The organism is Rhizobium sp. R693 (genome assembly GCF_002211315.1).
Lineage (GTDB): Bacteria > Pseudomonadota > Alphaproteobacteria > Rhizobiales > Rhizobiaceae > Rhizobium.
The window spans coordinates 315,428-339,223 of record NZ_LOKY01000001.1; the positions used below are offsets into that span (position 1 = coordinate 315,428).

The 23,796-nt window shown below is 59.2% G+C and carries 26 protein-coding genes; 15 read left to right on the forward strand and 11 right to left on the reverse strand.

Annotated features, from left to right (window positions below; all coding sequences use genetic code 11):
* Window positions 1-5: 5 nt before the first annotated feature.
* Both ATY79_RS01535 and ATY79_RS01540 read right to left on the reverse strand, forming a co-directional pair.
* The gene (locus tag ATY79_RS01535; RefSeq protein WP_088702770.1) at window positions 6-869 is read right to left on the reverse strand and encodes a TIM barrel protein; all 864 of its coding nucleotides are present in this window, start codon (window positions 867-869) and stop codon (window positions 6-8) included.
* 29 nt (window positions 870-898) lie between these two features.
* Window positions 899-2,269, reverse strand: coding sequence for an amidase (locus ATY79_RS01540; RefSeq protein WP_088702771.1), 1,371 nt, complete (start codon window positions 2,267-2,269; stop codon window positions 899-901).
* A gap of 223 nt (window positions 2,270-2,492) precedes the next feature.
* Between ATY79_RS01540 and ATY79_RS01545 the strand changes: the two genes are divergently transcribed.
* Window positions 2,493-2,801 carry a hypothetical protein gene (locus tag ATY79_RS01545; RefSeq protein ID WP_088702772.1) on the forward strand — a complete coding sequence of 103 codons (309 nt, stop codon included), beginning with the start codon at window positions 2,493-2,495 and terminating at the stop codon, window positions 2,799-2,801.
* A 71-nt stretch (window positions 2,802-2,872) separates the two neighbouring features.
* Entirely contained in the window at window positions 2,873-3,310 is a 438-nt protein-coding gene (locus tag ATY79_RS01550) for a DUF1810 domain-containing protein (protein WP_088702773.1), read from the forward strand.
* Here ATY79_RS01550 and ATY79_RS31835 read toward each other — a convergent pair.
* Together ATY79_RS31835 and ATY79_RS01555 are read right to left on the reverse strand one after the other, a co-directional pair.
* On the reverse strand, window positions 3,307-3,435 hold the full coding sequence (locus ATY79_RS31835) for a hypothetical protein (protein WP_280950861.1): 129 nt from the start codon (window positions 3,433-3,435) through the stop codon (window positions 3,307-3,309). The genes ATY79_RS01550 and ATY79_RS31835 overlap by 4 nt on opposite strands.
* Before the next feature lie 126 nt (window positions 3,436-3,561).
* Window positions 3,562-4,185 (reverse strand): TetR/AcrR family transcriptional regulator, encoded by a 624-nt coding sequence (locus ATY79_RS01555; RefSeq protein ID WP_088702774.1) that lies wholly within the window; start codon window positions 4,183-4,185, stop codon window positions 3,562-3,564.
* A 127-nt stretch (window positions 4,186-4,312) separates the two neighbouring features.
* On the opposite strand from ATY79_RS01555, the gene ATY79_RS01560 reads away from it, so the two are divergent.
* Complete coding sequence (locus ATY79_RS01560) at window positions 4,313-4,522, forward strand: hypothetical protein (RefSeq protein WP_088702775.1); 210 nt, start codon at window positions 4,313-4,315, stop codon at window positions 4,520-4,522.
* Between the two features lie 77 nt (window positions 4,523-4,599).
* Here ATY79_RS01560 and ATY79_RS01565 read toward each other — a convergent pair whose 3' ends face one another.
* Window positions 4,600-5,472 carry a sigma-70 family RNA polymerase sigma factor gene (locus ATY79_RS01565; protein WP_088702776.1) on the reverse strand — a complete coding sequence of 291 codons (873 nt, stop codon included), beginning with the start codon at window positions 5,470-5,472 and terminating at the stop codon, window positions 4,600-4,602.
* Window positions 5,473-5,583: 111 nt separating this feature from the next.
* On the opposite strand from ATY79_RS01565, the gene ATY79_RS01570 reads away from it, so the two are divergent.
* Window positions 5,584-6,042: a carboxymuconolactone decarboxylase family protein gene (locus ATY79_RS01570; RefSeq protein WP_088702777.1), complete on the forward strand. Its 459-nt coding sequence runs from the start codon at window positions 5,584-5,586 to the stop codon at window positions 6,040-6,042.
* Window positions 6,043-6,106: 64 nt separating this feature from the next.
* On the opposite strand, the gene rhaI is transcribed toward ATY79_RS01570, so the two are convergent.
* Both rhaI and ATY79_RS01580 read right to left on the reverse strand, forming a co-directional pair.
* Window positions 6,107-7,399, reverse strand: coding sequence for an L-rhamnose catabolism isomerase (gene rhaI, locus ATY79_RS01575; protein WP_088702778.1), 1,293 nt, complete (start codon window positions 7,397-7,399; stop codon window positions 6,107-6,109).
* Window positions 7,400-7,461: 62 nt separating this feature from the next.
* Window positions 7,462-9,558, reverse strand: coding sequence for a bifunctional rhamnulose-1-phosphate aldolase/short-chain dehydrogenase (locus ATY79_RS01580; RefSeq protein WP_088702779.1), 2,097 nt, complete (start codon window positions 9,556-9,558; stop codon window positions 7,462-7,464).
* A gap of 200 nt (window positions 9,559-9,758) precedes the next feature.
* Between ATY79_RS01580 and ATY79_RS01585 the strand changes: the two genes are divergently transcribed.
* The 9 genes from ATY79_RS01585 to ATY79_RS01625 all read left to right on the forward strand — a co-directional run bounded on the left by ATY79_RS01585 (window position 9,759) and on the right by ATY79_RS01625 (window position 18,349).
* Window positions 9,759-10,568 carry a DeoR/GlpR family DNA-binding transcription regulator gene (locus ATY79_RS01585; protein ID WP_088702780.1) on the forward strand — a complete coding sequence of 270 codons (810 nt, stop codon included), beginning with the start codon at window positions 9,759-9,761 and terminating at the stop codon, window positions 10,566-10,568.
* A gap of 51 nt (window positions 10,569-10,619) precedes the next feature.
* Window positions 10,620-11,615 carry a rhamnose ABC transporter substrate-binding protein gene (gene rhaS / locus ATY79_RS01590; protein WP_088702781.1) on the forward strand — a complete coding sequence of 332 codons (996 nt, stop codon included), beginning with the start codon at window positions 10,620-10,622 and terminating at the stop codon, window positions 11,613-11,615.
* Window positions 11,616-11,688: 73 nt separating this feature from the next.
* Window positions 11,689-13,224: a sugar ABC transporter ATP-binding protein gene (locus ATY79_RS01595; RefSeq protein WP_088703010.1), complete on the forward strand. Its 1,536-nt coding sequence runs from the start codon at window positions 11,689-11,691 to the stop codon at window positions 13,222-13,224.
* 10 nt (window positions 13,225-13,234) lie between these two features.
* The gene (locus ATY79_RS01600; RefSeq protein ID WP_088703009.1) at window positions 13,235-14,236 is read left to right on the forward strand and encodes an ABC transporter permease; all 1,002 of its coding nucleotides are present in this window, start codon (window positions 13,235-13,237) and stop codon (window positions 14,234-14,236) included.
* Window positions 14,233-15,246 (forward strand): ABC transporter permease, encoded by a 1,014-nt coding sequence (locus ATY79_RS01605; protein ID WP_088702782.1) that lies wholly within the window; start codon window positions 14,233-14,235, stop codon window positions 15,244-15,246. The genes ATY79_RS01600 and ATY79_RS01605 overlap by 4 nt, the downstream gene beginning before the upstream one ends.
* The gene (gene rhaM, locus ATY79_RS01610) at window positions 15,243-15,563 is read left to right on the forward strand and encodes an L-rhamnose mutarotase (RefSeq protein ID WP_088702783.1); all 321 of its coding nucleotides are present in this window, start codon (window positions 15,243-15,245) and stop codon (window positions 15,561-15,563) included. Before ATY79_RS01605 ends, rhaM begins: the two co-directional genes overlap by 4 nt.
* Window positions 15,560-16,936, forward strand: a complete 1,377-nt coding sequence (locus ATY79_RS01615; RefSeq protein ID WP_088702784.1) for an FGGY-family carbohydrate kinase — start codon at window positions 15,560-15,562, stop codon at window positions 16,934-16,936. The genes rhaM and ATY79_RS01615 overlap by 4 nt, the downstream gene beginning before the upstream one ends.
* Before the next feature lie 80 nt (window positions 16,937-17,016).
* Window positions 17,017-17,781, forward strand: a complete 765-nt coding sequence (locus ATY79_RS01620) for a fumarylacetoacetate hydrolase family protein (RefSeq protein ID WP_088702785.1) — start codon at window positions 17,017-17,019, stop codon at window positions 17,779-17,781.
* A gap of 286 nt (window positions 17,782-18,067) precedes the next feature.
* Window positions 18,068-18,349: a helix-turn-helix transcriptional regulator gene (locus ATY79_RS01625; protein WP_088702786.1), complete on the forward strand. Its 282-nt coding sequence runs from the start codon at window positions 18,068-18,070 to the stop codon at window positions 18,347-18,349.
* A 314-nt stretch (window positions 18,350-18,663) separates the two neighbouring features.
* On the opposite strand, the gene ATY79_RS01630 is transcribed toward ATY79_RS01625, so the two are convergent.
* A complete protein-coding gene (locus tag ATY79_RS01630) occupies window positions 18,664-19,248 on the reverse strand; it encodes a DUF4304 domain-containing protein (RefSeq protein WP_088702787.1) in 585 nt (194 codons plus the stop codon).
* Window positions 19,249-19,571: 323 nt separating this feature from the next.
* On the opposite strand from ATY79_RS01630, the gene ATY79_RS01635 reads away from it, so the two are divergent.
* Entirely contained in the window at window positions 19,572-19,778 is a 207-nt protein-coding gene (locus tag ATY79_RS01635; RefSeq protein ID WP_088702788.1) for a hypothetical protein, read from the forward strand.
* 182 nt (window positions 19,779-19,960) lie between these two features.
* On the opposite strand, the gene ATY79_RS01640 is transcribed toward ATY79_RS01635, so the two are convergent.
* Window positions 19,961-20,836, reverse strand: a complete 876-nt coding sequence (locus tag ATY79_RS01640) for a DMT family transporter (protein ID WP_088703011.1) — start codon at window positions 20,834-20,836, stop codon at window positions 19,961-19,963.
* Window positions 20,837-21,016: 180 nt separating this feature from the next.
* Between ATY79_RS01640 and gcvA the strand changes: the two genes are divergently transcribed.
* Entirely contained in the window at window positions 21,017-21,910 is an 894-nt protein-coding gene (gene gcvA, locus ATY79_RS01645; RefSeq protein ID WP_088702789.1) for a transcriptional regulator GcvA, read from the forward strand.
* A 227-nt stretch (window positions 21,911-22,137) separates the two neighbouring features.
* Here the strand turns inward: gcvA and ATY79_RS01650 are convergent, their stop codons facing one another.
* Both ATY79_RS01650 and ATY79_RS01655 read right to left on the reverse strand, forming a co-directional pair.
* The gene (locus tag ATY79_RS01650) at window positions 22,138-23,043 is read right to left on the reverse strand and encodes an MBL fold metallo-hydrolase (RefSeq protein ID WP_088702790.1); all 906 of its coding nucleotides are present in this window, start codon (window positions 23,041-23,043) and stop codon (window positions 22,138-22,140) included.
* Window positions 23,044-23,170: 127 nt separating this feature from the next.
* Window positions 23,171-23,779 carry an NAD(P)-dependent oxidoreductase gene (locus ATY79_RS01655; RefSeq protein WP_088702791.1) on the reverse strand — a complete coding sequence of 203 codons (609 nt, stop codon included), beginning with the start codon at window positions 23,777-23,779 and terminating at the stop codon, window positions 23,171-23,173.
* Between the last annotated feature and the right edge of the window lie 17 nt (window positions 23,780-23,796).

The following is a 23,796-nucleotide window of genomic DNA, read 5'->3' on the forward strand; positions in this document are numbered from 1 at the left end:
GCAGTTCAGCCAGCCGCGCGCTGCTTTTCCTGATGAAAGTCCTCGATGAATGCCTTTTCAAGCAAGATGCCATCCCACTCGTCGGCAAAAAACGGCGAATCGTAAATCAGGGTGTATGGTCCGCTGTAGCCTGCCGACCGGCACGCTTCGAGGCATTTGCGATAGTCCACGCTGTTGAGCCCCGATCCATTGAAATCGGCCTTGGCGTGGCAGAGCTCCGCGCGACGCATGATGTCGCAAAGCCCTGCATATTTTTCCGGAGCAGGCCAATTGCCGAGATCGCCATTCAGACCGACCTTGTCTTGCAAAGCATCAAGCAGCCAGTTCGTCTGCTTTGGAGAGGCGAGAAGCTCGAACCAGTTTTCGGTGACGACACGAACGCCGCTGTTGTCAGCCTGCTTCGCAAGCCAGCCAAGATGGTCGGCTGCGCGCTCAAGGTTGCCTGCCGTCGGTGCCTGTTTGCCGGCAATCACTCGCATGTTCTTGGCGCCAAGCGCTTGCGCGATCTCAATCCAGCCGGCAATCCACCGAATATCACGCTGGCCGGTATCTGGATGGCTTGGATCCCCATCTTCGACGAGCAGTGTCTGCGCCAGAATATCAGCATCCTGGAGCGCGGCACGCATCTCCGCGAGATAGGCGCGATCAAGGCTTGGCAGATGGAACGAGCATATCTCCAGCCGCCCAATGCCCCGGTTGGCAAGTTGCGCGGGGATCTCGGTCAGCGAGGAGCGCCCCGGCCCGTATGGTTCCTTGCGCGCTGCACTCTTGTCCGGATCCGGGCTGTAGGGATAGACGGCCCCTAGCAGCCGATGCAGCGACCATGTCGAGACCGCAAAACGTCCATTCTCCATATTGCCTTCCGTCATGTTTCCTCCCAGGAGCAATACCTAGCGTCTCAAATGAACTCTCCGCGGAGAACCTCCTCGATCGAAAGCGCCGCACTGAGGAGCGCCTCGTCCCGCTTGCCCACAGCCGAAAGCAGGAAGCCTGCCGGCATGTTGGCATCTCCCGTTCCACAGGGGATCGATACGCCGCACCAATCGAGAAAATTGCCCAGCATCGTATTGCGCAGCGTCTTGCCGTTGGTTGCGAAAAACAAGTCGTCGTCGGCTTCAAGCGGCGCGATTGGCGGCGCCACATGAACAACGGTCGGAAAGGCAACAAAGCTTTCGCCGACAAGGCGCTCGACGTCACCTATCAAGGCTTCACGCGCCTCGAGGATCGCCAGATAATTTGAAAGCGTTGTCTTTTCGCCAAGCTTCATGCGCATCACGACGCGATGATCCATGTCGGCGGCCTGCGGCCCGGCTAACCGTTCGCGGTGAAGCGCGAATGCTTCTGCGGTCACCATGGCACCATGTTTCGCCATCAGCGCGAGGATGTCATCGAAAGCCGGGATCTTGATCCGGCTGATCGATGCGCCCTCGGCTGCGAGCCAATCGACCGCCGTCTCGAACGCTGCGAGAACGCCGGCTTCTGCCCCATCAAACACGACGTTTTGAGGGACTACGATATCGAGCCCCTTGAGCGGGCAGGCGACAATTGAGGCAACGGCTGCGCCGCGCATTCCAGCGTCGATCCAAACCGCATCCTGAACCGTCCTTGAGAGCGGACCGAGCGAATCCAGACTTTTCGCCAGTGGATAGACGCCCGCCATCGGGTAGCGGCCGCGGGTTGCCTTGTATCCGACAATACCATTGAAGGCGGCAGGGATGCGCACCGAGCCTCCCGTGTCCGTCCCCATTGCAACCGGTACGAGGCCAGCTGCCACCGCAACGCCGGCGCCGGAAGACGAGCCGCCGGGTATTCGCGGAACATCGCTGCTCAGCGGATTGTGTGGCGTTGCATAGTGCGGATTGATGCCGAGCCCGGAGAAGGCAAACTCGCTCATATTGGTACAGCCGATCGAGACCATACCCGCCTGCTTCAGCCTTGCCACGACCGGCGCGTCTGCCTGCGCTGCCGGACCCTTTGCCAGAACGGTCGAGCCTGCCGTCGTAATTCGATCTTTGATATCGAAAAGGTCCTTCCAGGCGATTGGCACGCCATCCAGCATGCCACGCGAGCGGCCCTCTTTCAGTCGCTTCGACGAGGCTTTCGCCTCTATTCTGGCGCGATCTTTGAGGATGCCCGTGAAAACCGCCCGATCGGCATATGCTTCGATGCCGTCGATCACCGCTTCCGTGACCTCGATGGGATCGACAGCTGCCGTTTGAATGAGACCGGAAAGCTGCGCGACCGACATCGCGCCAAATGTTTTCGTCATTGGGGTATCCACAATCTGGCTGACCCGCCGAACTAAGCCGAATTTCCTCGGCGAGCCAAGCCCTTAAAGTCAAATCAAACCGATTGGTTCGATTTTATGAACACTGCGTTTGTGTATCCGGTCTTCTAACGGAGCCTGAGAAAACACACATGGCCTTTGCGTGCCTTTTGCCGGCTTGAGGACGATACGGGCCGGTGCACGCATCAGTGTAGGAGTTAACAAAATGACAAACGGCGAGAGTTGGAACACGGCGCGCGGCGACGTGGTGCACCACCACGCAACGGATAACGAGTTGAACGGCATGGGTGAACGCGAATACGCCGAGCATGTGAATGCGCACAAACCTTCCATATCAGAGCGCTTCATCGTTCTTGCAGCCTTTGCGCTTTTGGGCGTTGCCGGGCTGACGGTCCATTTTACAGCACCGATGGTATCGGGCCTCGACACGGCAATGGTTGGTTCGATCTCAGAATCGCTGCCCGCGGTCGACTATTGCCGTGAGCACAGCCCGTACCCTGACAGATCCTGCTGACGATCTGCCACGCACCGGGCATGGACAACCCTCCCCTGCGATATAGTTTATGGGCAAGGGGAGGATCGTCGATGCCCGATAAGATCAACTACAATCTGGAGCGTTTCGTAGATGCTCAGAATGGCGCCTATGAGCAGGCGCTCTCAGAGTTGAGAGCGGGACACAAGCGTTCCCACTGGATGTGGTTCATTTTTCCTCAGATCGCCGGCCTCGGCTCATCGTTGATGGCCGAGAAATACGCCATCCGCTCTGCGCAAGAGGCGGCTGCCTATCTCGCAGACCCCGTTTTAGGTAGCAGGCTGTTGCGCTGTGTCGATGCCGTCCTTGCTATCGAAGGCAGATCCGCGCACGAGGTCTTTGGCTCTCCTGATGATGTCAAGCTGCGCTCTTCCATGACGCTCTTTGCGGCGATCAGCGAACACGGATCGCCGTTTCACAAGGTGATTGATCGGCTCTATCGGGGAGAGTTCGACGACCGTACCATCCAGCTCCTCAATGCCAGCAACTAGCCGGCGCTCGAGAGCTCCAGCGCTTCGATCTCGGTTGAGATCTCATTGCCCCGCTCTTGCAACTCCTGATATGTGCCGTCGTCGGTCTTCGTCACCGAAGCAACTGCGCGCGTCATAGAGCTCAAGCTTGGCCTCGATTTCGGCGCGCATTGCATAAAGACGATGAAGGTAGGCGTAGTCCTTGCCGTTGTTTCAAAGATCTTTTGAAACGAGTGCAAAGGCATATTATTCCCGCCAATCGGCGGTTGCCATCACGCAAAAGCTGTGATGGCAGCGTTGCAGGCCTTGGAGAAATGATTGCAACATGTGTCGTTGCCCATGGCTTGGCGCGTGACGCGAGCGCCTTCCAGAAGAAGTGTCAGCGTGTCGGCCAATAGTTTCGGTTCGCGTGCACCGGCCGCAAGACAGAGCGCTTCTAGCCTGTCGCGCTGCTCTGCCTTGTGGCGTTCGATCACGCCATAGGCCGGATGCCCTTCACCCTTCAGCTCGATGGCTGCGTTGGCGAGATCACAGCCAACGTGTTCGCCACAAAGGCTTTGCGTTCGCGCTTCGACCCACGCTCTGAGCTGCCCCTTGGCGTCGCCTGGATGGGCCGTCTCGAGGTCACGCCAGATCGCCTCGGCCTTTTCCGAAGCACGCCGCAACGTCTCGCAGACCAGCTCGTCCTTGGAGCCGAAATGGCGGTAGAGCGTCATCTTGTTGGTCAGCGCGGCATCTGCAATCGCATCCACGCCGATACCGCGGATACCGTGCTCACGAAAGAGCTCCGCCGCGGTCGAGACGATGCGCTCCCGTGGCGGGACTTTCTCATCAGTATTTGCGGGAGACAGCAGGCTCAATGATTCTGATCTTTTTGCGGACAAGGTCCTTGACATCCATGTGACCGATCGGTAACAAATGCACTGTTACTTACCGGTAACACCACTCGTCGCGGAAGTCAACGTGGTTGAATGATGCGGCCTGAGTGGAACACGGGCAGCTGCCCACGAAAGGAGGCAAACCATGAGCAAGACCAGAGAAGACCTGACGATTACCGAAGCCCTTCGTGATCCCCTGATCGCCATGGTGCTGCGCGCCGACGGTGTGAAACTTGACGATTTCAAGCGTCTCCTCGAGACGGCCGCCAAGAAGCGCGAACAGCGGGCCTCTCCAGTGGGCAAATTTCTGAACGTGATCCCTAACAATCCGGCTGCGATGTGCAGCTACTGCTGACGTTTCGGGCACTTCCCTGCCCCCTGTGAGAGTCGTCGCTGACCAAGCGACGGCTCTTTCTGTTTGAGCCACTATTCTCAGAGCAACTCGTATTTCAGGTTGCCGAGATGGTCGGGGTCGGCGACGGCATCGATCGCGGCGATCTTCTCCCCGTCGAAAGTCAGAAGCAGGACAACGCGCAAGTGCCCCCCGACGACAACCACGAGGCCGAACTCTCCATCGACCAGTGCGGGCTGGGCGGCCTGGGCGCGCCCCTTGAAGGTCTCGGCGACGGCATCTGCGCCGAAAAGCTCGCGAACGGAAGGGTTATACTGCATCGCCGTAGCATCAGGGCTGAAGACGACCTGCGGATCAAGGACCGAGAGCAGCGCCTTGATGTCGCCGAGGCGCGAAGCCGCAAGGAACGCAAGGACGATCTGCTTCTTGCGCACGGCGTCCGCCTCAGGCACATCGGTCTTTCCCTGGACCCGACGGCGGGCGCGACTCGCGAGCTGGCGCGTTGCCGCCGATGAGCGGTTAATGATCGGCGCAATGTCGTCGAAGGGCAGATCGAACATATCGTGCAGCACGAAGGCGACGCGCTCAGCCGGCGCCAATGTCTCCAGGATAACCAGCAGCGCCATGCCGACCGAGTCGGCAAAGGCCACTTCCCGCTCCGGATCGGCCAACTTGGACGTGTCGGCGACGCGCTGATGAACGGGTAGATCAAGGGGCTCTTCCCGCCGCGTCTTCCTCTGCCGCAGCATGTCCAGGCAGATGCGGGCGACGACTGTCGTGAGCCAGCCGCCGACATTGCCGATCGCGTCGGCATCGGAGCGACCGAGCCGCAGCCAGGCTTCCTGAACCGCGTCGTCGGCCTCGGCGCGGGAGCCGAGCATGCGGTAGGCGACGGCGCCGAGATGCGCCCGGTTCGCCTCGAATTCTCCCGCCAGCCAATTTTTCTCATCCATTGTCACATTCCTCCAGCCTGTTGCGTCAACTTCATGACGAACGAAACCCGGCCGATGTGACAAAGCAGGGCCGGCGGCGTCACTTTGGAAAGAACCTCAAGGAGACATGTGATGCAAGCAAGAATGGGAAATCCAGCCCTCGTCGTTCCTGAAGCGATGCAGGCGCTCCACGCCCTGGGGACGATACCGGCCAAATCTGGCCTGTCACCAATCCTTTTGGAACTCGTCAATCTGCGCGCCAGCCAGATTAATGGCTGCAGCGTCTGCATCGACGGGCATCCACGCATCGCCAAGAGGGCTGGTGAAACCGACGAGCGGCTCTTCGCAGTCAGCGCCTGGCGCGACACTCCCTATTTCACCCCGGCCGAACGGGCAGCCCTTGCGCTGACGGAGGCGGTGACCCGCATCAGTGATCGTGCCGACCCCGTGCCCGACGACATCTGGGACGAAGCCACGCGGCATTTCGACGGTAAGAGCCTGGCAGCCCTCGTTATCGCCATCGCCAACATCAATGTCTGGAACCGGCTGAATATCGCCACCCGGCAGATCGCCGGCGAATGGAAGCCGTAAGACGGCATCGGGCCGCCATCTTATCGATGGCGGCCCGACAGAAAGGCCGTGGGAGGCTTGAGGGTCAGATGATGCCGCCGCCACCGGCAACCGAAGCCGGCCGCTCGGCCGCAACTTTCCTGCGGTAGCCGCTGGCGCGGTAGGTCGCGACCGGATCAATCGCGCCACCAGCACGGCGGCGCGCTTCCGCGAGAATCGGCTCGACGTCAGAGCGGTAAGCGCGCTTCAGGGTTTCGCTCGCCATCAGCGCGTCGTTGTCATCCTGGTAGCCGGCCAACGCCTTGCGGTCGATGAGCAGCGCCTGCGCATAGGCGCGGCGGATTTCGTTGGCGCTGTTGATCAGGCTTTCGATCGGATCGGTCACATTGTGCGACTGGTCGATCATGTGGGCCGGGTTGAAGTCGTTGACGCCGCGATCATCGGCATCGACGAGCTCGTTGAAGACGAGAAACAGGCGGTAGGGCTCGATCGCACCGGCATCGAGGTCGTCGTCGCCGTACTTGGAGTCGTTGAAATGGAAGCCGCCGAGCTTGCCGAACTGAACCAGGCGGGCAACGATCATTTCGATGTTGGTGTTCGGCGCATGGTGACCGAGGTCTACCAGGCACTGCGCCTTCGGACCAAGCGTCTGGGCGATCAGAAAGTTGGTACCCCAGTCCTGCACGACCGTCGAATAGAAGGCCGGTTCATACATTTTATGCTCGGAAAAGAGCTTCCAGTCATCCGGCAGCGCTTTGTAAATGTCGGCCATCGAGGCGAGATAGCGCTCGAAAGCCTTGGTAAAGTTGCTCTGGCCGGGGAAGTTCGAGCCGTCACCAACCCAGACAGTCAGCGCCTTGGAGCCGATCGCCTTGCCGATCTCGATACATTCGATGTTATGATCGACCGCCTGTGCACGCGTTGCAGCGTCGGTATGGCTGAGCGAACCATACTTGTAGGAATACTTCTGATCGGGCGCATCGGAGAAGGTATTCGAGTTCATGGCGTCGAAGCCGAGGCCGAGCGCGTCGCCCTTTCCCTTGAGTTCCTTGGCATCGGCCTTGTCCCAGGGAATGTGCAGCGAAACGGTCGGCGTTGCCCGCGTCAGTTCATTGATGACGGAGCAGTCGTCCAGCTTGTCGAAGATGCCGCGTGGTTCGCCGACACCGGGGAAGCGGGCAAAGCGGGTACCGCCCGTACCGACGCCCCATGAGGGGACGGCGACGAAGAACTCGGATACCCGGCGCGTGATGTTTTCAATGTCGATGCCGCGGCGAGCAAGATTTTCGCCAAGCGCTTCGTAGTCGAACTTCAGCGCACCTTCACGCTTGTCGTTTTCCTGCGCAATGACATCCTGCGCTATTCTGGACTCGGCCATGAATTCCTCCCGAGAAAGTGGAATGGGTGGCGGCGGACATCACGCCCGCCGCCAAGCTCAATTTAGCGCGGGAAGCTCTGCGCGTTGCCGGCATCGACGTTGATGATGTTGCCGGTGGACTTGGCAGAACGATCGGATGCCAGGAAGTAGATTGCTTCGGCAATATCTTCCGGGAAGACATTCAGCTTCAGCATGGAGCGCTTGCGGTAGTGCTCCTCCAGTTCGTTGATCTCGATCTTCGACGATGCCGCGCGCTGTTCGCGCCACTCGCCGCTCCAGATCTTCGAACCGCGAAGGACGGCATCCGGATTGACGGTGTTGACGCGGATGCCAGCTTCTGCGCCTTCGAGCGCCAGGCAACGGGCAAGATGGATTTCCGCGGCCTTGGCCGTGCAATAGGCGGCGGCGTTCGGCGACGAGGCAAGACCGTTCTTGGACGCAACGAATACGACGTTGCCACCCAGATTCTGCTTGCGGAACAGGCGGAAGGCCTCCCGCGATACCAGGAAGTAGCCGGTCGCCAGGATGTCGATGTTCTTGTTCCACATAGAAAGCTCAGTGCTTTCGATCGGAGCAGACGACGCGATACCAGCGTTCGACACGAGAATATCCACACCACCGAATTCGACGCAGGCCTCAGCGAAGGACGAAATCACCGCGTCTTCCCTGGTCACGTCGAGCTTCACGGCGAAAACCGCATCCGCGCCGAACTGCTTGGTAAAGTCGGCCTTCGTGCTATCAAGCGCGTCCTGGTCGATGTCGGCTAAAACCACGCAGGCCCCCTCGCCGATCAGACGGGCAGCCGTTGCCCGGCCGATGCCGCCGGCACCGCCGGTGACAAAGGCAACTTTGCCGGCAAGGCTCTTCGGCTTCGGCATACGCTGGAGCTTGGCTTCCTCAAGCAGCCAGTATTCGATGTCGAAGGCTTCCTGCTCGGGCAGGCCCTGATATTCGGAAACGGTCGAAGCACCGCGCATGACATTGATGGCGTTGACATAGAACTCGCTGGCAATGCGGGCAGTCGCCTTGTCACGGGCAAACGACAGCATGCCGACGCCGGGAACGAGGAAGATGACCGGGTTCGCGTCACGCATGGCGGGCGAATTGTCGTGCTTGCAGTCGTTGTAGTAGCGGGCGTAGTCGGCGCGATAGTCTTCCAGTGCCTTGTCGAGACCGGCGATGGTTGCGTCGACGTCAGGCTTTGCCGGATCGAAATCGACGATCAGCGGGCGGATCTTGGTGCGCAGGAAATGATCGGGGCAGCTGGTGCCGAGCGCACCAAGCGGCTGCACGTTCTTCGAATTGACGAACTCCAGCACGGCGTCCTGATCATCGAAGTGACCGAGCTTGCGTTCCGCCTTGCCAATGCGGCCGCGAATTTCAGGCATCAGGCGGGCTGCAATGGCGCGGCGCTGTTCAACCGGCAGGCTGTCGGTAGCGGCGCCACCGAAGATCGTCTTGCCTTCGGTGTTTTGCGCAAACCAGACGATCGCCTTGTTGATGATCGCAAGCGTCAGCTCGTAGCAGGCCTTGGCGTCGTTTGCCCAGGTAAAGAGACCGTGGCTTTCGAGGACAACGCCCTTCGAATTCGGGTTCGCCTTGACGAAGGCTTCGAGGTCGAGGCCGAGCTGGAAGCCAGGACGACGCCACGGCAGCCAGCCGATCTCGTCGCCAAAGATCTGCTTCGTCAATTCCCTGGAGTTCCTGGAGGCAGCAATTGCGATGATCGCGTCCGGATGCATGTGGTCGACATGGGTGAAGGGAACGAAACCATGCAGCGGCGTGTCGATCGAAGCGGCACGGCTGTTAAGGTTGTAGGTGCAGTGCGGCAGGAAGCCGACCATGCGGTCCTCGTCTTCGACGCCCTTGTAGATCCCTTTCAGCGAAACCAGCTTGTGCTGGTAGAGGGTCGCAAACCCGTCGAGCTTGATGGTGCCGACGTCGCCACCCGAACCCTTGACCCAAAGAACCTCGACCTTCTCGCCGGTCAGCGGATCGGTCTCCATCACCTTGGCAGAGGTATTGCCGCCGCCATAGTTGGTGATGCGCTTGTCGGCTCCAAGCAGATTCGAGCGATACAAAAGCTTGCCAGGCTCATCGAGGCCTGCCGCATATGCGTCGTCCCAACGGTTATCAAGAAGCCGGACGGTTGCCGCCATGTCATCCTCCCATGTAAAATTTCTTGGAAGCGCGAACGAACTCAGCGCCCCTTTGCGGTGACGGTATCGCTCATCAAAATAGACATTGTCAATCGAAAACGATCAAATTCGATTGTGCTGCAGCGCAATATGAAATTTTATGATCGTTTTTGATTGACACATTCTCATAACTGCGAAATAAGCAAGCTAGGAGGAACCCCATGCACGAACGCGAACGCCATCGCATCATCCTGAGCGCCGTTCAGGAAAAGTCGGTCGTTACGATTCAGGATATTTCCGAATTGACCGAGGCTTCCGAGGCGACGATCCGGCGCGACATCGCGGCCCTTCACGTGCAGGGAAAGATCCGGCGTGTGCGCGGTGGCGCCGAAGCCGTGCACCCGCCGCAACTCGGAAATCTCGCCGGGCGTCCCTTCCGGGTTTCGGAATCTGTCAATATCGATAAAAAGCGCTCAATTGCGCGAGCAGCCGTTGATCTATGCGATCCTGGCGATGCCATCATCATCAATGGCGGGACGACGACGTTCCAGATGGTGCACTATATGGCCGCCCATCGCATGCAGGTGATGACCAACTCGTTTGCGATTGCCGAGCACCTGGTCAAGCACTCCAAGAATACGGTGACGGTCCCTGGCGGCGTCATTTATCGTGAGCAGAGCCTCATCCTGTCGCCATTCGACAATGATGCGATCCGCAATTTTTACGCACGCCGCTTCTTTATCGGCGCACAGGGCATTGCACCGCTCGGCGTCATGGAAGCCGATGCGCAGATCATTCAGAGCGAGCAGAAGCTGATGCACCAGGCCGATGAACTCGTCGTCATGGCCGATTCCAGCAAGTTTCACCGCCGGTCGAGCCTCATTCTGTGCCCGCTCGACCGCGTTTCGACGATCATCACGGACGACGGTATTCCCGAGGACTCGGTGCGAATGATCGAAGATGCGGGCATCAAGCTCGTTATTGCGAGCACGGTCTCGCAAGCGAAGGAGGATTCCTCGTCGGTCGCTTGAGTGGCGCCGGCAGGATGTAGTCAAGTCTAATCAACGTGGGAGGATGAAAGCATGAAACTCGTAAAGACACTGGCAGTGGGCGTCGCCTTTGCCGTCGCCTTGATGGCAGGCGCCGCAAGCGCCAAGGACGTCAAGATTGGCCTGGTCGTGAAGTCTCTCGGCAATGGTTTCTTCGAAGCTGCCAACAAGGGCGCGCAGGAAGCGGCAAAGGAGCTTGGCGGCGTAGAAGTCATCTACACCGGTCCGACGTCGACGACGGCAGAAGGCCAGATCGAAGTCATCAACTCGCTGATCGCTCAGGGCGTTGATGCAATCGCCATTTCCGCCAACGATCCGGATGCAGTTGTGCCGGCCCTGAAGAAGGCCAAGCAGCGCGGTATCAAGGTCATCTCCTGGGATTCCGGCGTCAACAAGGACGGCCGCATCCTGCAGCTTAACCCCTCGTCCAACGAACTGATCGGCAAGATGTGCCTGACGCTTGCCAAGGACCACCTCGAAGGTGGCAAGGGCGACTTCGCAATCCTGTCGGCAACGACCACCTCCACGAACCAGAATATCTGGATCGACCAGATGAAGAAGCAACTCAAGGACTTCCCGGGCCTCAAACTCGTCACCACGGTTTACGGCGACGATCTGTCGGACAAGTCCTACCGTGAAGCCGAAGGCCTTTTGAAGTCGAACCCGAACGTCAAGGTCATCGTCGCTCCAACGACGGTCGGCGTTCTGGCCGCTTCCAAGGTCGTCGAGGACAAGGGCCTCGTCGGCAAGGTCTATGTGACCGGCCTTGGGCTGCCGTCGGAAATGGCTGGTGCGATCAAGTCGGGTGCGACGAAGGAATTCGCCATCTGGAACCCGATCGACCTTGGCTACTCCGCAACGCAGATCGCCTATCACCTCGTCAAGGGTGACGCGACTGGCAAGCCGGGCACCGAGATCGAAGCCGGGCGCATGGGCAAGATCAAGATTGGCGAAAACGGCGAAGCTGCGATGGCCGATCCCTTCGTCTACAATGCGTCGAACATCGACCAGTTCTCGAAGGTCTTCTAAGACCTCGCTGACGCAAGCAAAACCCGGCGGTTCATGCCGCCGGGACCTTTCCATTGAACACTGGTAGATGCTGATGAACACTGCCCTTCAACAACCCGTGGCGGGCGCCAAGGCGGATGACGCACCTGCAATTCTCGAGATGCGTGGCATTTCGCAGATTTTCCCCGGCGTGAAGGCGCTCGATAACGTCAGCATTGCGCTCTATCCCGGCAAGGTCACCGCGCTTATCGGTGAAAACGGCGCCGGCAAATCGACGCTCGTCAAGATCCTGACCGGAATCTACCGGCCGAACGAAGGCGAGATCATCGTCGACGGCAAACCAACGACCTTTTCCAATGCGCAGGCCGCCATCGATGTCGGCGTTACCGCCATCCATCAGGAAACCGTTCTCTTCGACGAACTGACGGTTGCAGAAAACATTTTCCTCGGCCACGCCCCGCGCACGACGTTGCGTACGATCGACTGGAAATTGATGAACAGTCGCTCGAAGGAATTGCTGCATTCGCTTGAAAGCAACATCGATCCGACGATCCGCCTGAAGGATCTCTCGATTGCTCAGCGCCATCTCGTCGCCATTGCCCGAGCGCTCTCGATCGAAGCGCGCATCGTCATCATGGACGAACCGACAGCTGCGCTTTCACGCAAGGAAATCGATGACCTTTTCCGGATCGTCGAGGGCCTGAAGGCACAGGGCAAAGCGATCCTCTTCATCAGCCACAAATTCGACGAGCTCTATGAGATTGCCGATAACTTCGTGGTTTTCCGCGACGGTCGTGCTGTTGGCCACGGCCAACTCAAGCAGACGCCGCAAGACGATATCGTTCGCCTCATGGTCGGCCGCGATGTCGAGAATGCGTTTCCGAAAATCGACGTGGCAATCGGCGGCCCGGTGCTCGAAGTCGACAAATACTGTCACCAGACAGAGTTTCGCGACATCTCGTTTACGCTTCGCAAGGGCGAGATACTTGGTGTCTACGGGCTGATCGGCGCCGGTCGCTCCGAACTCTGCCAGTCCCTGTTCGGCATCACCAGGCCTGCCTCCGGCACGCTGAAGCTCGAGGGCCGGTCGCTTGCCATCCACTCGCCGTTTGACGCTATCCGCGCCGGCATCGTCTATGTGCCGGAAGAGCGCGGCCGCCACGGCCTGGCGCTGCCCATGCCGATCTACCAGAACATGACGCTGCCGTCGCTCGCCCGCACCTCGCGCAAGGGGTTCTTGAAGGCGGCCAATGAATTTGCGCTCGCCCGTAAATATGCCGAGCGCCTGGATCTTCGCGCCGCAGCACTGTCTGTTCCCGTCGGAACGCTGTCAGGCGGCAATCAGCAGAAGGTCGTGATCGGCAAATGGCTGGCAACATTGCCCAAAGTGATCATCCTCGATGAACCGACCAAGGGCATCGACATCGGCTCGAAGGCTGCCGTTCACGGCTTTATCAGCGAGCTTGCCGCCGAGGGCCTGTCGATCATCATGATCTCGTCGGAACTGCCGGAGATCATCGGAATGTCCGATCGCGTCCTGGTGATGAAGGAGGGGCTGATGGCCGGTCTCTTCGAACGCAAGGATCTGACGCCGGAAACGCTGGTTCGCGCTGCGACCGGCAATGCTTGAGGTAATCGGAATGTCCAGACTTGTGAAAAAACGCGAAACGCTGCTCTTCGTCATTATCGCGGTCATGGTCGCGATCTTCTCGACAAGAGCCCAGGATTTCGCAACGCCCGGCAACCTCGCTGCGATCTTCAACGACACGTCGATCCTCATCATCCTTGCGCTGGCGCAGATGACGGTCATTCTCACCAAGTCGATCGACCTGTCGGTTGCCGCAAACCTTGCCTTTACGGGCATGGCCATTGCGATGATGAATGCCGCCTATCCCGACCTGCCACTGATCGTGCTCATCCTTGCGGCGATCCTGATCGGCGCCTTTCTCGGTGCGATCAATGGCTTCCTCGTCTGGGCGCTTGAGATTCCGCCGATCGTCGTCACGCTCGGTACGCTCACCATTTATCGTGGCATGGCCTTTGTGCTGTCGGGTGGCGAATGGGTCAACGCGCATCAGATGACGCCGACCTTCCTCAATGTTCCGCGTACCGTGATCCTTGGCATGCCGGTTCTCAGCTGGGCTGCGATCATCATCGTCGCCTTGATCTATATGCTATTGAAGTACACCCAGTTTGGCCGCTCGACCTATGCGGCAGGCGGCAACCCGACAGCCGCCGTCTATGCCGGCGTCGATGTCGGCTGGACGAAGTTCCTCGCCTTCGTTCTGTCGGGTGCGCTCGCCGGCCTTGCTAGCTATCTCTGGGTATCGCGCTATGCGGTCGCCTATGTCGATATCGCCAATGGCTTCGAACTCGACAGCGTTGCGGCCTGCGTCATCGGCGGCATCTCGATTGCCGGTGGTGTCGGATCGGTCGTCGGCACGGTCCTTGGTGCCCTGTTCCTCGGCGTCATCAAGAATGCACTCCCCGTCATCGGCATCTCGCCGTTCACGCAAATGGCGATTTCGGGCACCGTCATCATCCTTGCCGTCGTCTTCAACGCAAGACGCGAGCGCAATCGCGGCCGCATCATTCTGCGCGACAAGGCCGCAGCAGAAATCCCAGCAGAGGTGGCAGCATGAGCACCGTCGTTTCCACCCCGAGCGAAAAGCGCGTCATCCCCGATCGCCTCGGCACACCGTTCAAGCGCATCATGTCGAGCTGGGAAGTTCTGCTCTTCGGTGTCGCCGTCCTGATCTTCATTTTCAATTCGCTGGCCTCTCCCTATTTTCTGGATGCCTGGAACCTGTCGGACGCAACCTTCAACTTCACGGAAAAGGCGATGATCGCCTTTGCCATGGCGCTGCTCGTCATTGCCGGCGAAATCGACCTTTCGGTTGCCGCCATTATTGCGCTGGCCTCTACGGCCATGGGGGCGGCCGTGCAGGTCGGTGTCGGGGCGCCCGGCCTCGTCGGCATCGGCATCGGCGTCGGGCTCGTATGCGGCATGTTCAACGGTTTCCTCGTCTCCGTCATGAAGCTGCCGTCGATCGTGGTCACGATTGGCACGATGAGCCTGTTCCGCGGTATTTCCTACATCGTCCTCGGCGATCAGGCCTATGGTGGCTATCCGGAGGATTTCGCCTTCTTCGGCCAGGGCTATGTCTTCTGGGTCTTCTCGTTCGAATTCGTGCTCTTCATCGTGCTGGCGATCGCCTTTGCGATCCTGCTGCATGCCACGAATTTTGGCCGTCAGGTCTACACGATCGGCAATAACGACTTCGCAGCCCGCTTCTCCGGCATCCCCGTCGAGCGCGTGAAATTCATTCTTTTCATACTGACCGGCGTCATGAGCGGCGTTGCCGCCGTCTGCCTGACCTCGCGGCTCGGCTCTACCCGTCCCTCGATTGCCCAGGGCTGGGAACTTGAAGTCGTTACCATGGTCGTGCTCGGGGGCGTTTCGATCCTCGGCGGCTCGGGCAAGATCGGTGGCGTCGTCATTGCCGCCTTCGTCATGGGCCTTGTCACCTTTGGCCTCGGGCTGTTGAATGTGCCCGGCATCGTCATGTCGATCTTCATCGGCCTGCTCTTGATCATCACCATCGCGATCCCGATCGTCGCCCGTCGCATCAAAGCCATGAGCTCCAAATGACACTGGAAAAACACGCCTTCAAGATGACGCTCAATCCGGGCATGGAAGCCGAGTACAGACAGCGGCACGACGAAATCTGGCCGGAACTGGTCGAACTGCTGCACCAGTCCGGCGCCAGCGATTACTCGATCCATCTCGACCGCGATACGAACACGCTGTTTGGCGTTCTGACACGTCGCGGCGATCATACGATGGCGAGCCTGCCCGATCATCCCGTCATGAAGAAGTGGTGGGCGCACATGGCCGACATCATGGCGACCAACCCGGACAATTCCCCCGTCCAGAGCGACCTCGTCACTGTCTTCCATATGCCATGATGCCGAACATGCGCCGCATCGCCGTTCTCGATATCGGCAAGACCAATGCCAAAGTGGTGGTCCTGGACGGCGCGACCGGCACGGAGATCGCTGTGGCAAAAACGCCGAATGCGGTTCTCAAGGACGGCCCCTATCCGCACTACGATATTGACCGGCTCTGGTCCTTCATGCTGGATGCCCTTCGCTCCTTCGCCAAGAAGCCGGGCTTTGACGCCATCTCGATCACAACGCATGGAGCCTCGGCAGCACTTCTCGACAAGGCTGGCAGTTTGGCCATGCCGGTGCTCGACTACGAGCACGAATATCCCGCCGATATTTGCGAGGCCTATGCGCGGCTGCGCCCTGCCTTCGAGGAAACCTTTTCGCCGCATCAGATGATGGGTCTGAACATCGGGGCGCAGCTGCACTATCAGAAGACTGCCTTCCCCGAAGACTTTGCCAAAGTGGCAACGATCGTCACCTATCCGCAATACTGGACGGCACGGCTGACCGGTGTCGCGTCGAATGAAGTCACCTCTCTCGGCTGCCACACCGACCTCTGGAACCCGCGTGAGAACCGCTATTCCTCGCTTGTCGACACGCTTGACATTCGCGAACTGATGGCGCCGATCCGCTCAGCCTTCGATCCGCTCGGGCCGGTTCTGCCGCATATTGGCGAAGCGCTCGGCCTTACCGACGAGATCCCTGTCTATTGTGGGATTCACGATTCCAACGCATCACTTCTGCCGCATCTGATCGATCGCGCAGCACCGTTCGCGGTGGTCTCGACAGGCACATGGGTGGTCAATTTCGGGGTCGGCGGAGATCTCGCTCATCTTGATCCCAAGCGCGACGCACTTGCCAATGTGGATGCCTATGGCCGTGCTGTTCCCTCTTCCCGTTTCATGGGTGGACGCGAATTTGAAACGATCGCGGGCGAGATCGGAGACGTTGACACGCAAGAGGTTGTCTCAGCAATCGAGCAAGTCGTCGAAAAAGGCATGATGCTGCTTCCAAATGTTGTCTCCGGCTCCGGACCGTTCCCGGGCCAAGGGGCGCGCTGGATCAACGCACAGGACGCGACTGGGTCCGAGCGGTATGCGGCACTGTGCCTCTATCTCGCATTGATGAACCAGGCCTGCCTCGATCTGATCGGCGCACAAGGCCCGATCATTGTCGAAGGACCATTTGCACTCAATGATACCTACCTGATGTTGCTGGCCGCGCTAACCGGCCGCGATGTCATCGCCATGCCCGGATCGACCGGCACGAGCCAGGGCGCTGCGCTTTTGACCGGGATCAAGCCACCTGCCAGCGCCGAGCGTCGGGTGCCCCCGAGCGCCATACCCGGGCTCGAGACCTACCGCCAGGCCTGGCATGCAGCGGTGGCATAACAGTCTTTCCATCGGGACCCCTCGCCCAATCTTAGCGTTAGCTATAGGCTCGCCACTCAAAGCAAAATGGAGAAGACCTCATGGCAGCTTCCGCCGCCCCCTTTGATCCGCGAGCGCTCGCAGCAAAGCTGCACGGCCTTCGCCGTTCACGAAGCCAGGCGCCGACGGCGGAATTTGCGCTGCCTGCCGATCTTAGGCACGCAATGGACGCACAGAATTTTCTCGTCGCCGACGAGGCGATCGCAAGCAACGCCTGGAAAGTGACCGTCTCGCCCGACGGGCAGGCTGTCACGGCACCACTTCATCCCTATGTGGAGGCCGACTCTGGGGCACGGATTCCCTGGCAGCGGGGCACCAGGTTCGAGGCAGAAATTGCCGTGCGCCTCGGTCGCGACCTGCCGATCCGCCGCGACGGCGCCTACAGCCGCGCAGACATTGTTGATGCGATCGACGCCGTTTATCTGGGTGCCGAGCTTCTTGCGAGCGCGGTCGAGGAGAGCGGCAGGATCTCGTTCCTACTGTTTTTGGCCGATCGACTTGGAAACAGCGGATATGTGCTCGGTCCTCGGGTGGAAAAGCCGCTCATGGATAGCGCAGGCGGCACGCCGCTCAAGGTGACGTTTAACGGCCAGCCGATCTTTGACGCGCCAGCTCAACACCCGAAGGGCGATGTGCTGACGTGGCTTCTGGACTACGCCAATGATGGTTTGCGGCCGAACACATCGCTCAAGGCCGGCGCCCTCATCACGACAGGCACGCTCTGCGGCGCCATCGAACTCATCACCCCTGGGGACCTTGAGATTGCTTTTGGCAACACTGCTTCTTTCCGCCTGATCCTCGTCTGAGCCTGACCTGATCTGATCCGTGTGTCCAAAAAGCTGCGGATTTGGGATCTCACCCCTAGATTCAGGAACCTTGAACACAGGCCCGCCCGTGGGGTGGATAAACTGCCTATTAAGCGGCGTGCCTTCCAAGATGCGGTCTGAGAGCGACTAAGAGGCGTCGACGGAACCTGTATAATTAGGACCGTTCCATGTTAGCGGCTCGTCGGCACGGATTATCAGCCCTAATACCTTTTAAGGTATATATATTGCGATTTATCCCGTAAAAGGTATTGAAGGTTTCATTATTATGACCTTAGCTCGAACTGTCAGGGATCTTCGCAAGTCAAAGAAGTTGTCACAAGCGGCCCTCGCCGATCTGGCAGGCACCGAGCAAGCGACAATCTCCCTGATCGAGAGCGGCACTGCAAACGTCGAACTCGCGACCCTACGGTCTATTTGCGCCGCACTGGACGCCGAAGTGGTTGTCATTCCGCGCAAGGTGACTGGATCGGTGCGCAACCGATCCCGGCTCAGTCGAACATTCCGCCGAAGTCATTCTGCATCTCCACGACAAGAACTGCCGTGTTAGCGGGATCAATTGAAATAGCTTGTGGCTTTGCGTCGATGATAAGTGGCTGCATTCTTATCGTCCCACGCTCATGAGCGTGTCGCTCTTTGCGCCCTTGGTTATCATGATTGGCCACCCTTTGGCGGCCGGGTAACAGCGGTTACAGAATACCTGAAAACCGGGAAGCTGCACTTAACCCGACCTCCCGCCAAAAGGTTGATGAGCAGCCACTGCACCCTCGGCGTCTTATGACGACGCGTGGCAGCCAAGGCTGTCGTCGCCCCTTCCCGCCCCAAATGCGGCCATTCCGACTGGAAAGATCGCGTCCAGACGCCTCAGATCGCAACACCATTGCTGATCGCCCAGGCACTGAAACGCTCTTTGGCGGCAGGCCTGCGCTCTATGGCCTCTCGCAATCGCCGACTTGCCTCGTCTTTATCCCCGATGAGCCACGCCGCACTGACTGACAACAGAGACGGGCTGTTTTGGAGGGCGGCGGCAAGATGCGATATGTCGCGATGAGTGTCGAGCCATGGGAGGCCGACAGACAACATTTTTTCCACGAGATCAGCGGATATCAAATCCAAGCTTGAGTCGGACTCGATCGCCCACCAATGATCCTCGCCATAGGCGAGGCTCCCTAGCCGCTCCCGAATTGTCGCGTTATATTCTTTGGGTTTTCCAAGGATTGCGACCTCTCCTGCAAGAGCTGCAACAGCCGCTGCATAGACCCCAAGGTTTACCACGAACTTTCCATTTTCGCCCGAATTCGAGCTGCTCGCTTGGACATTCACGATCAGCCAGTTTTCACCGTCGGCCCGGTGCCAATTGCGTCCCGACTTTTTGAAACCATGCGCTTTCAGCAGGTCGGCAAATCCATGCTTGATAACCTCATCGATACTGCGTGCAACGTCGCCCATGTCAGTTCTCTCCAGTATCTGCAGACCATTGCCCCGGTGTGTGTCCGCAGTCACCGTGTCGCCGGGTGCAGTTCGCTATATTTCCTTGAAATGATGAGAGATGCGAAACCAAGGGGAATGATCGTCACCAGTAGCCAGACTTTAACGCACCGGTAAGCAGCCGTCGGCGCTGACGCAAGAGAAATTTCCGCGTCGGAATAAGCAGATACACGGTCCGCACCTTAAAGCATGTCAAAGTGTATTTCCGAGAGAGAAACATTAGGCTAAGGTCATGTTCGCCGGATCAGGAGCCGGTAAATGTATGATTTTTGGGAGGAAATCGAATGTCACACATAGTGGCCTCGCAAAAACGCGTGCTGTCTTCAACTGATCTGAAGATGCTCGACGGCTTACTCAAGGAATGGTGCGAGAGCCGCCATTGCGGCGTTTTGGACTTGGAGGCTCAGTCGGCGGCCCGCGAGCTGGTGATGTGGTTTGAGGTCGGCGTCGGTAGACCCCACCAACTGCGAGAGCTGCTTTCAACCCTCTGATCGAAACCGCGCATGGGATGTTCGAGGGAAGTTGTCGGCTGAGCACGCCTCCGACCTCTTTGAAGTCGTCTGAGACCTTCGAAGAGGGCGAGTGTCAGAGAAGCGGTCATTGCGCGAAAAAGGCCCGCCCCGAGGGGCAGGCCAATCCGCTCCTGGAATAACAGAGCGGGGGGAAATTGGGGTTACTCGTGAGTGACCACCTCTTCCGGTACCGGTCGCTTGTTTGAGACCGCGAGAGCCAAGCCAACCAAAATCACGATCACGCCTGCAATGAACAGGACACCAAGCCGATCACCGAACATGATCGAGGCCGCGGTGATCCCGAACACCGGCTGGAGATATTGGACGCTCGCAGCCACGCGGGCCGGAACAGAACGCAGGATGTAAAGCCAAAGCAAGAGGCCAGCAACCGTCACCATTACGCCAAGATAGGCCGCTGTCCAGAACGCCTGAACGGTGACGAGGTATGGCGCATTTGCCATCTCGGTCGCCGCTAAAGGCAGGATTGCGAGGAGGCCTGCCAGCGCGTTCCAAGCGACCACCGGCAATGTGCCGTATTTCTCCGTCAGCTCTGCGCTCCATATGTAGTAGAAGGCGATTGCGACCGCCGAAACCAGCATCCAGGCGACCCCTGTCACTGTAGTTTTCGACAGATCGTCGACGCCCGAGCCGCTTGCGACCGCCACCAGAGCAATGCCCCCGAATGCAGCGAGGAGGCCTACCCAATGCCTGCCAGCCACAAATTGACCGAGGCGTAGTGCGGCAAAGATCACGATGAAGATGGGAATCGTTGCCGACACGATGGTGCCGACGGATGCCGATGTACCTTGCACCCCGAATGACTGGGCGACATTACCGAGCGTGATGCCCATTACCCCGAGCGCGATAATGCTCGGCGCGGCCCGGAGCGGCACCCGAAGGCGACCGGCTGCGAGGATGAGCAGCAAGGGGACTGCGACAAGGAAGCGCATCGCGGTGAACATCAGCGGCGGGACTGTTTCCAGGCCGAGCTTCGTTATCGGGATTGAGAGCCCCCACATAACGGCAAGCAAAAACATCGCTGCAAAGCTTCGCGTGGAGGCAAATGTTTTAAAGGGAATGGCGGCGGCTTGGGTCATGCAGGTGGTTCAATCGTTGGAAGATACGTGCAAAGCTGTCATCCATATGCTCTGCTCGTGTTCTGCTGACAAACGATTGTTCCTCACAGGATGCGTGATTTCTATTCACGCGTAGGTGCCATGCCCGACCAACTTCCTCCGCTGCAAACCCTTCGCGCCTTCGAGGCGACTGCGCGACGTTTATCCATGACAGGAGCAGCCGAAGAACTGCATTTGACGCACGGGGCCGTAAGTCGACAGATCAAGACGCTGGAGGTCCATCTGGGGATTCCACTCTTCCGTCGGCTAACGCGAAAGATCGAATTGACGGAAGAAGGGGCGTCCTTCTTCGGCACCGTGACAAGGCTTCTGTCCGAGCTTGCCCGTGAGGCGGATTCCATCCGTAGCCGCAGCGATACAACGCGCCTCGTGGTCAGCTCCGGTGTCTCCTTCGCCAGCAAATGGCTTACACCCCGTCTTCACAGGCTTATGGCGCGATACCCGGATTTGGATGTGCATCTGGAAGTCACGGATACTTGGGTGGACTTCACGAAGAGCCAGGTCGATGTTGCTCTTCGCTATGGAGCGGGCCTTTATCCAGCAGCGACGGCCGAGCGCATCATGAACGAAACAGTGTCGCCGGTATGTGCTCCGTCCTATCTTGAGCGTGTTGGCGGGCTCTCCAACCCCGCTGATCTGGATAAGTGCCAATTCATCCATGAGATCGGCATGACCGCGACCTGGGAGCGGTGGTTCGCGTCGGTCGGGCTGCCCTATTCGAAAACACGCGGCCCGGGATACAGCCATGGCAGCATGTCCATCGAAGCGGCTATCCGAGGCGAAGGCGTCGCACTGGGACGCAGTGTGCTGGTAGCTGAGGATCTTGCTCAAGGGCGTCTCGTTGCCCTGTTCCCGAAAGCCAGGCTGGACGTCGAGTGGGGCTATGACCTCGTTTACCGAACGGGAAATGGAGACCATCCCAAGGTTAGAGCATTCCGGAACTGGATCGCCGATGAGATACGGGCAGGCGCCTAGAGAACGCCGCACATGTCCGCTTGTGGCGCGCATGCCAAGGCCATTTGAAGCCTTCCAGGCCGAAGCGGACTCTCGTTCCGTCCCACCGACCGTCTGCAATCGCCACAACCGTGCCATTCATGGGGCCGCACGACAATGCCCGCAACGGGTCGGTCTTCGCCTCAGCAGGCCAGCGGGCGACGTTTGGCTTCGAAGCGCCGCCCTGGCCCGCGAGTTTGCCGCTTTTCTTACTGACCCCAGGTCATTTCGCCCTTGGCGACTTTCGCACCCAGTTCCAGCGAAATCGGCATGGCAGCGTCGGGATAGATTTTCTTCATGGCTGTGATCAACGCCTTGGAGTCTGCGGCCTTGGCGGCCTCGGCGTCAAATGCGACCAGGTAATCGCGCGTGTAGTCGACGCTGGAAGCATCCGTCGGCCATGTGGCGGTGGTGTGACCGGGGACAACGATCTTGGGCTTACGGGCGAGGATGTCGTCAAGTGCCGCGCGCCAAGCCTTTCGCTCCTCGACAGTCGGAAGATCGGCGACCCAGGGATACATGCCACCGAAGACTGGGACACCGCCGAAGACGGCTTTCAGCGACGGAACCCAGATATAGCGACCGCGATCCTTGAGACCCGGCGCAGTCACAATTTCGAGCTTCTCGCCATCGACGGACAGCGTGTTGATGTCGCTCGCTTCCGGGAAAACGAGATCGGAGACCGATTTCGGACCGTTGTCACCCAAGACAGGCGACCAGGCCTTGATCTTGCCTTCGGCCTTCTTCCGCATCAGTGCGACGGTGTCGTGAGCGGCGAGGATGCGAGCATCGGGAAAGGCCTGATGGATAGGTGCAAGACCGAAATAGTAGTCGGGATCGTTTGTCGTGATGTAGATCGTGGTCAGGTGCTTGCCGCTGGCCTTGATGGCATCGGCGACGACCTTGCCGTCCGAATAGCTGAAGCTTGAATCAATGAGTACCGCTTCCGTCGTCCCAGTAATAAGAACCGGAGCGCGCAGGAAGCCCGCTTCGGTGCTCTTGAATGCCGTCCATGACAGGGCCGACTTCTCCTGCGCGAGACCGGATGTGGCCAGGGGGATGATGATAGCGGCGGCGGCGGCGATCGTCTTGAGGGTCGTGCGTCTGTTGATCATCGTAAATTTCCGAGGTTTGTAGGTGAGAACGACCCTGCCTTTGAGGCTGAAAGGTCGGGCACGCAGCCGACACATCCGAAGGGTGTCGGCCGCACTGCAATGAAGGATTGAGTTTTGGGAGTTCGAATCAATAGCCGACGGTGAACCGCTGCCTGACATGGGTCGGAGCTTCGATCTCGTCGACGAGCGCAACGGCGAAGTCCTCGAAGGAAATGCTGCTGCCGTTTTCGTTGGTCAGGAGCTCGTCCTTGCCGAGGCGGAAGGTGCCGGTCCGCTCGCCAGGGACGAATGCGGCCGAAGGGGACAGGAAGGTCCAGTCGAGGTCGTTTTCGCCCTTGAGCTTGTTCAGGTAGTCGACGCCGCCCTGCGCTTCAGATTTGTAGATCGCCGGGAACGCGGGCGTGTTGACGAGGAGGACACCCGGAGCGACTTCAAGGCTGCCTGCCCCACCCACCACATGGTAGCGGCGAACGCCGGAGGCCTTGACCGCGCCGATTAGCTTGTCGGGATCGCTGGCGGAGAAATGCACCGAGCTGATGACTGCATCATGGCCTTCCAGAACCCCTGCGAGAGCTTCAGGTGCCTCGATGTCACCCGACGCGGCGGTGACGTTCGGCAGAGAGGCGACCTTGGACGGATCTCGGGCGATCGCGGTGACAACGTGGCCGCGAGCGGACAATTCTGTGAGGATGCGGGAGCCGGCCTGACCGGAAGCTCCGATAAGAGCGATTTTCATAATGATACTCCTGGTGG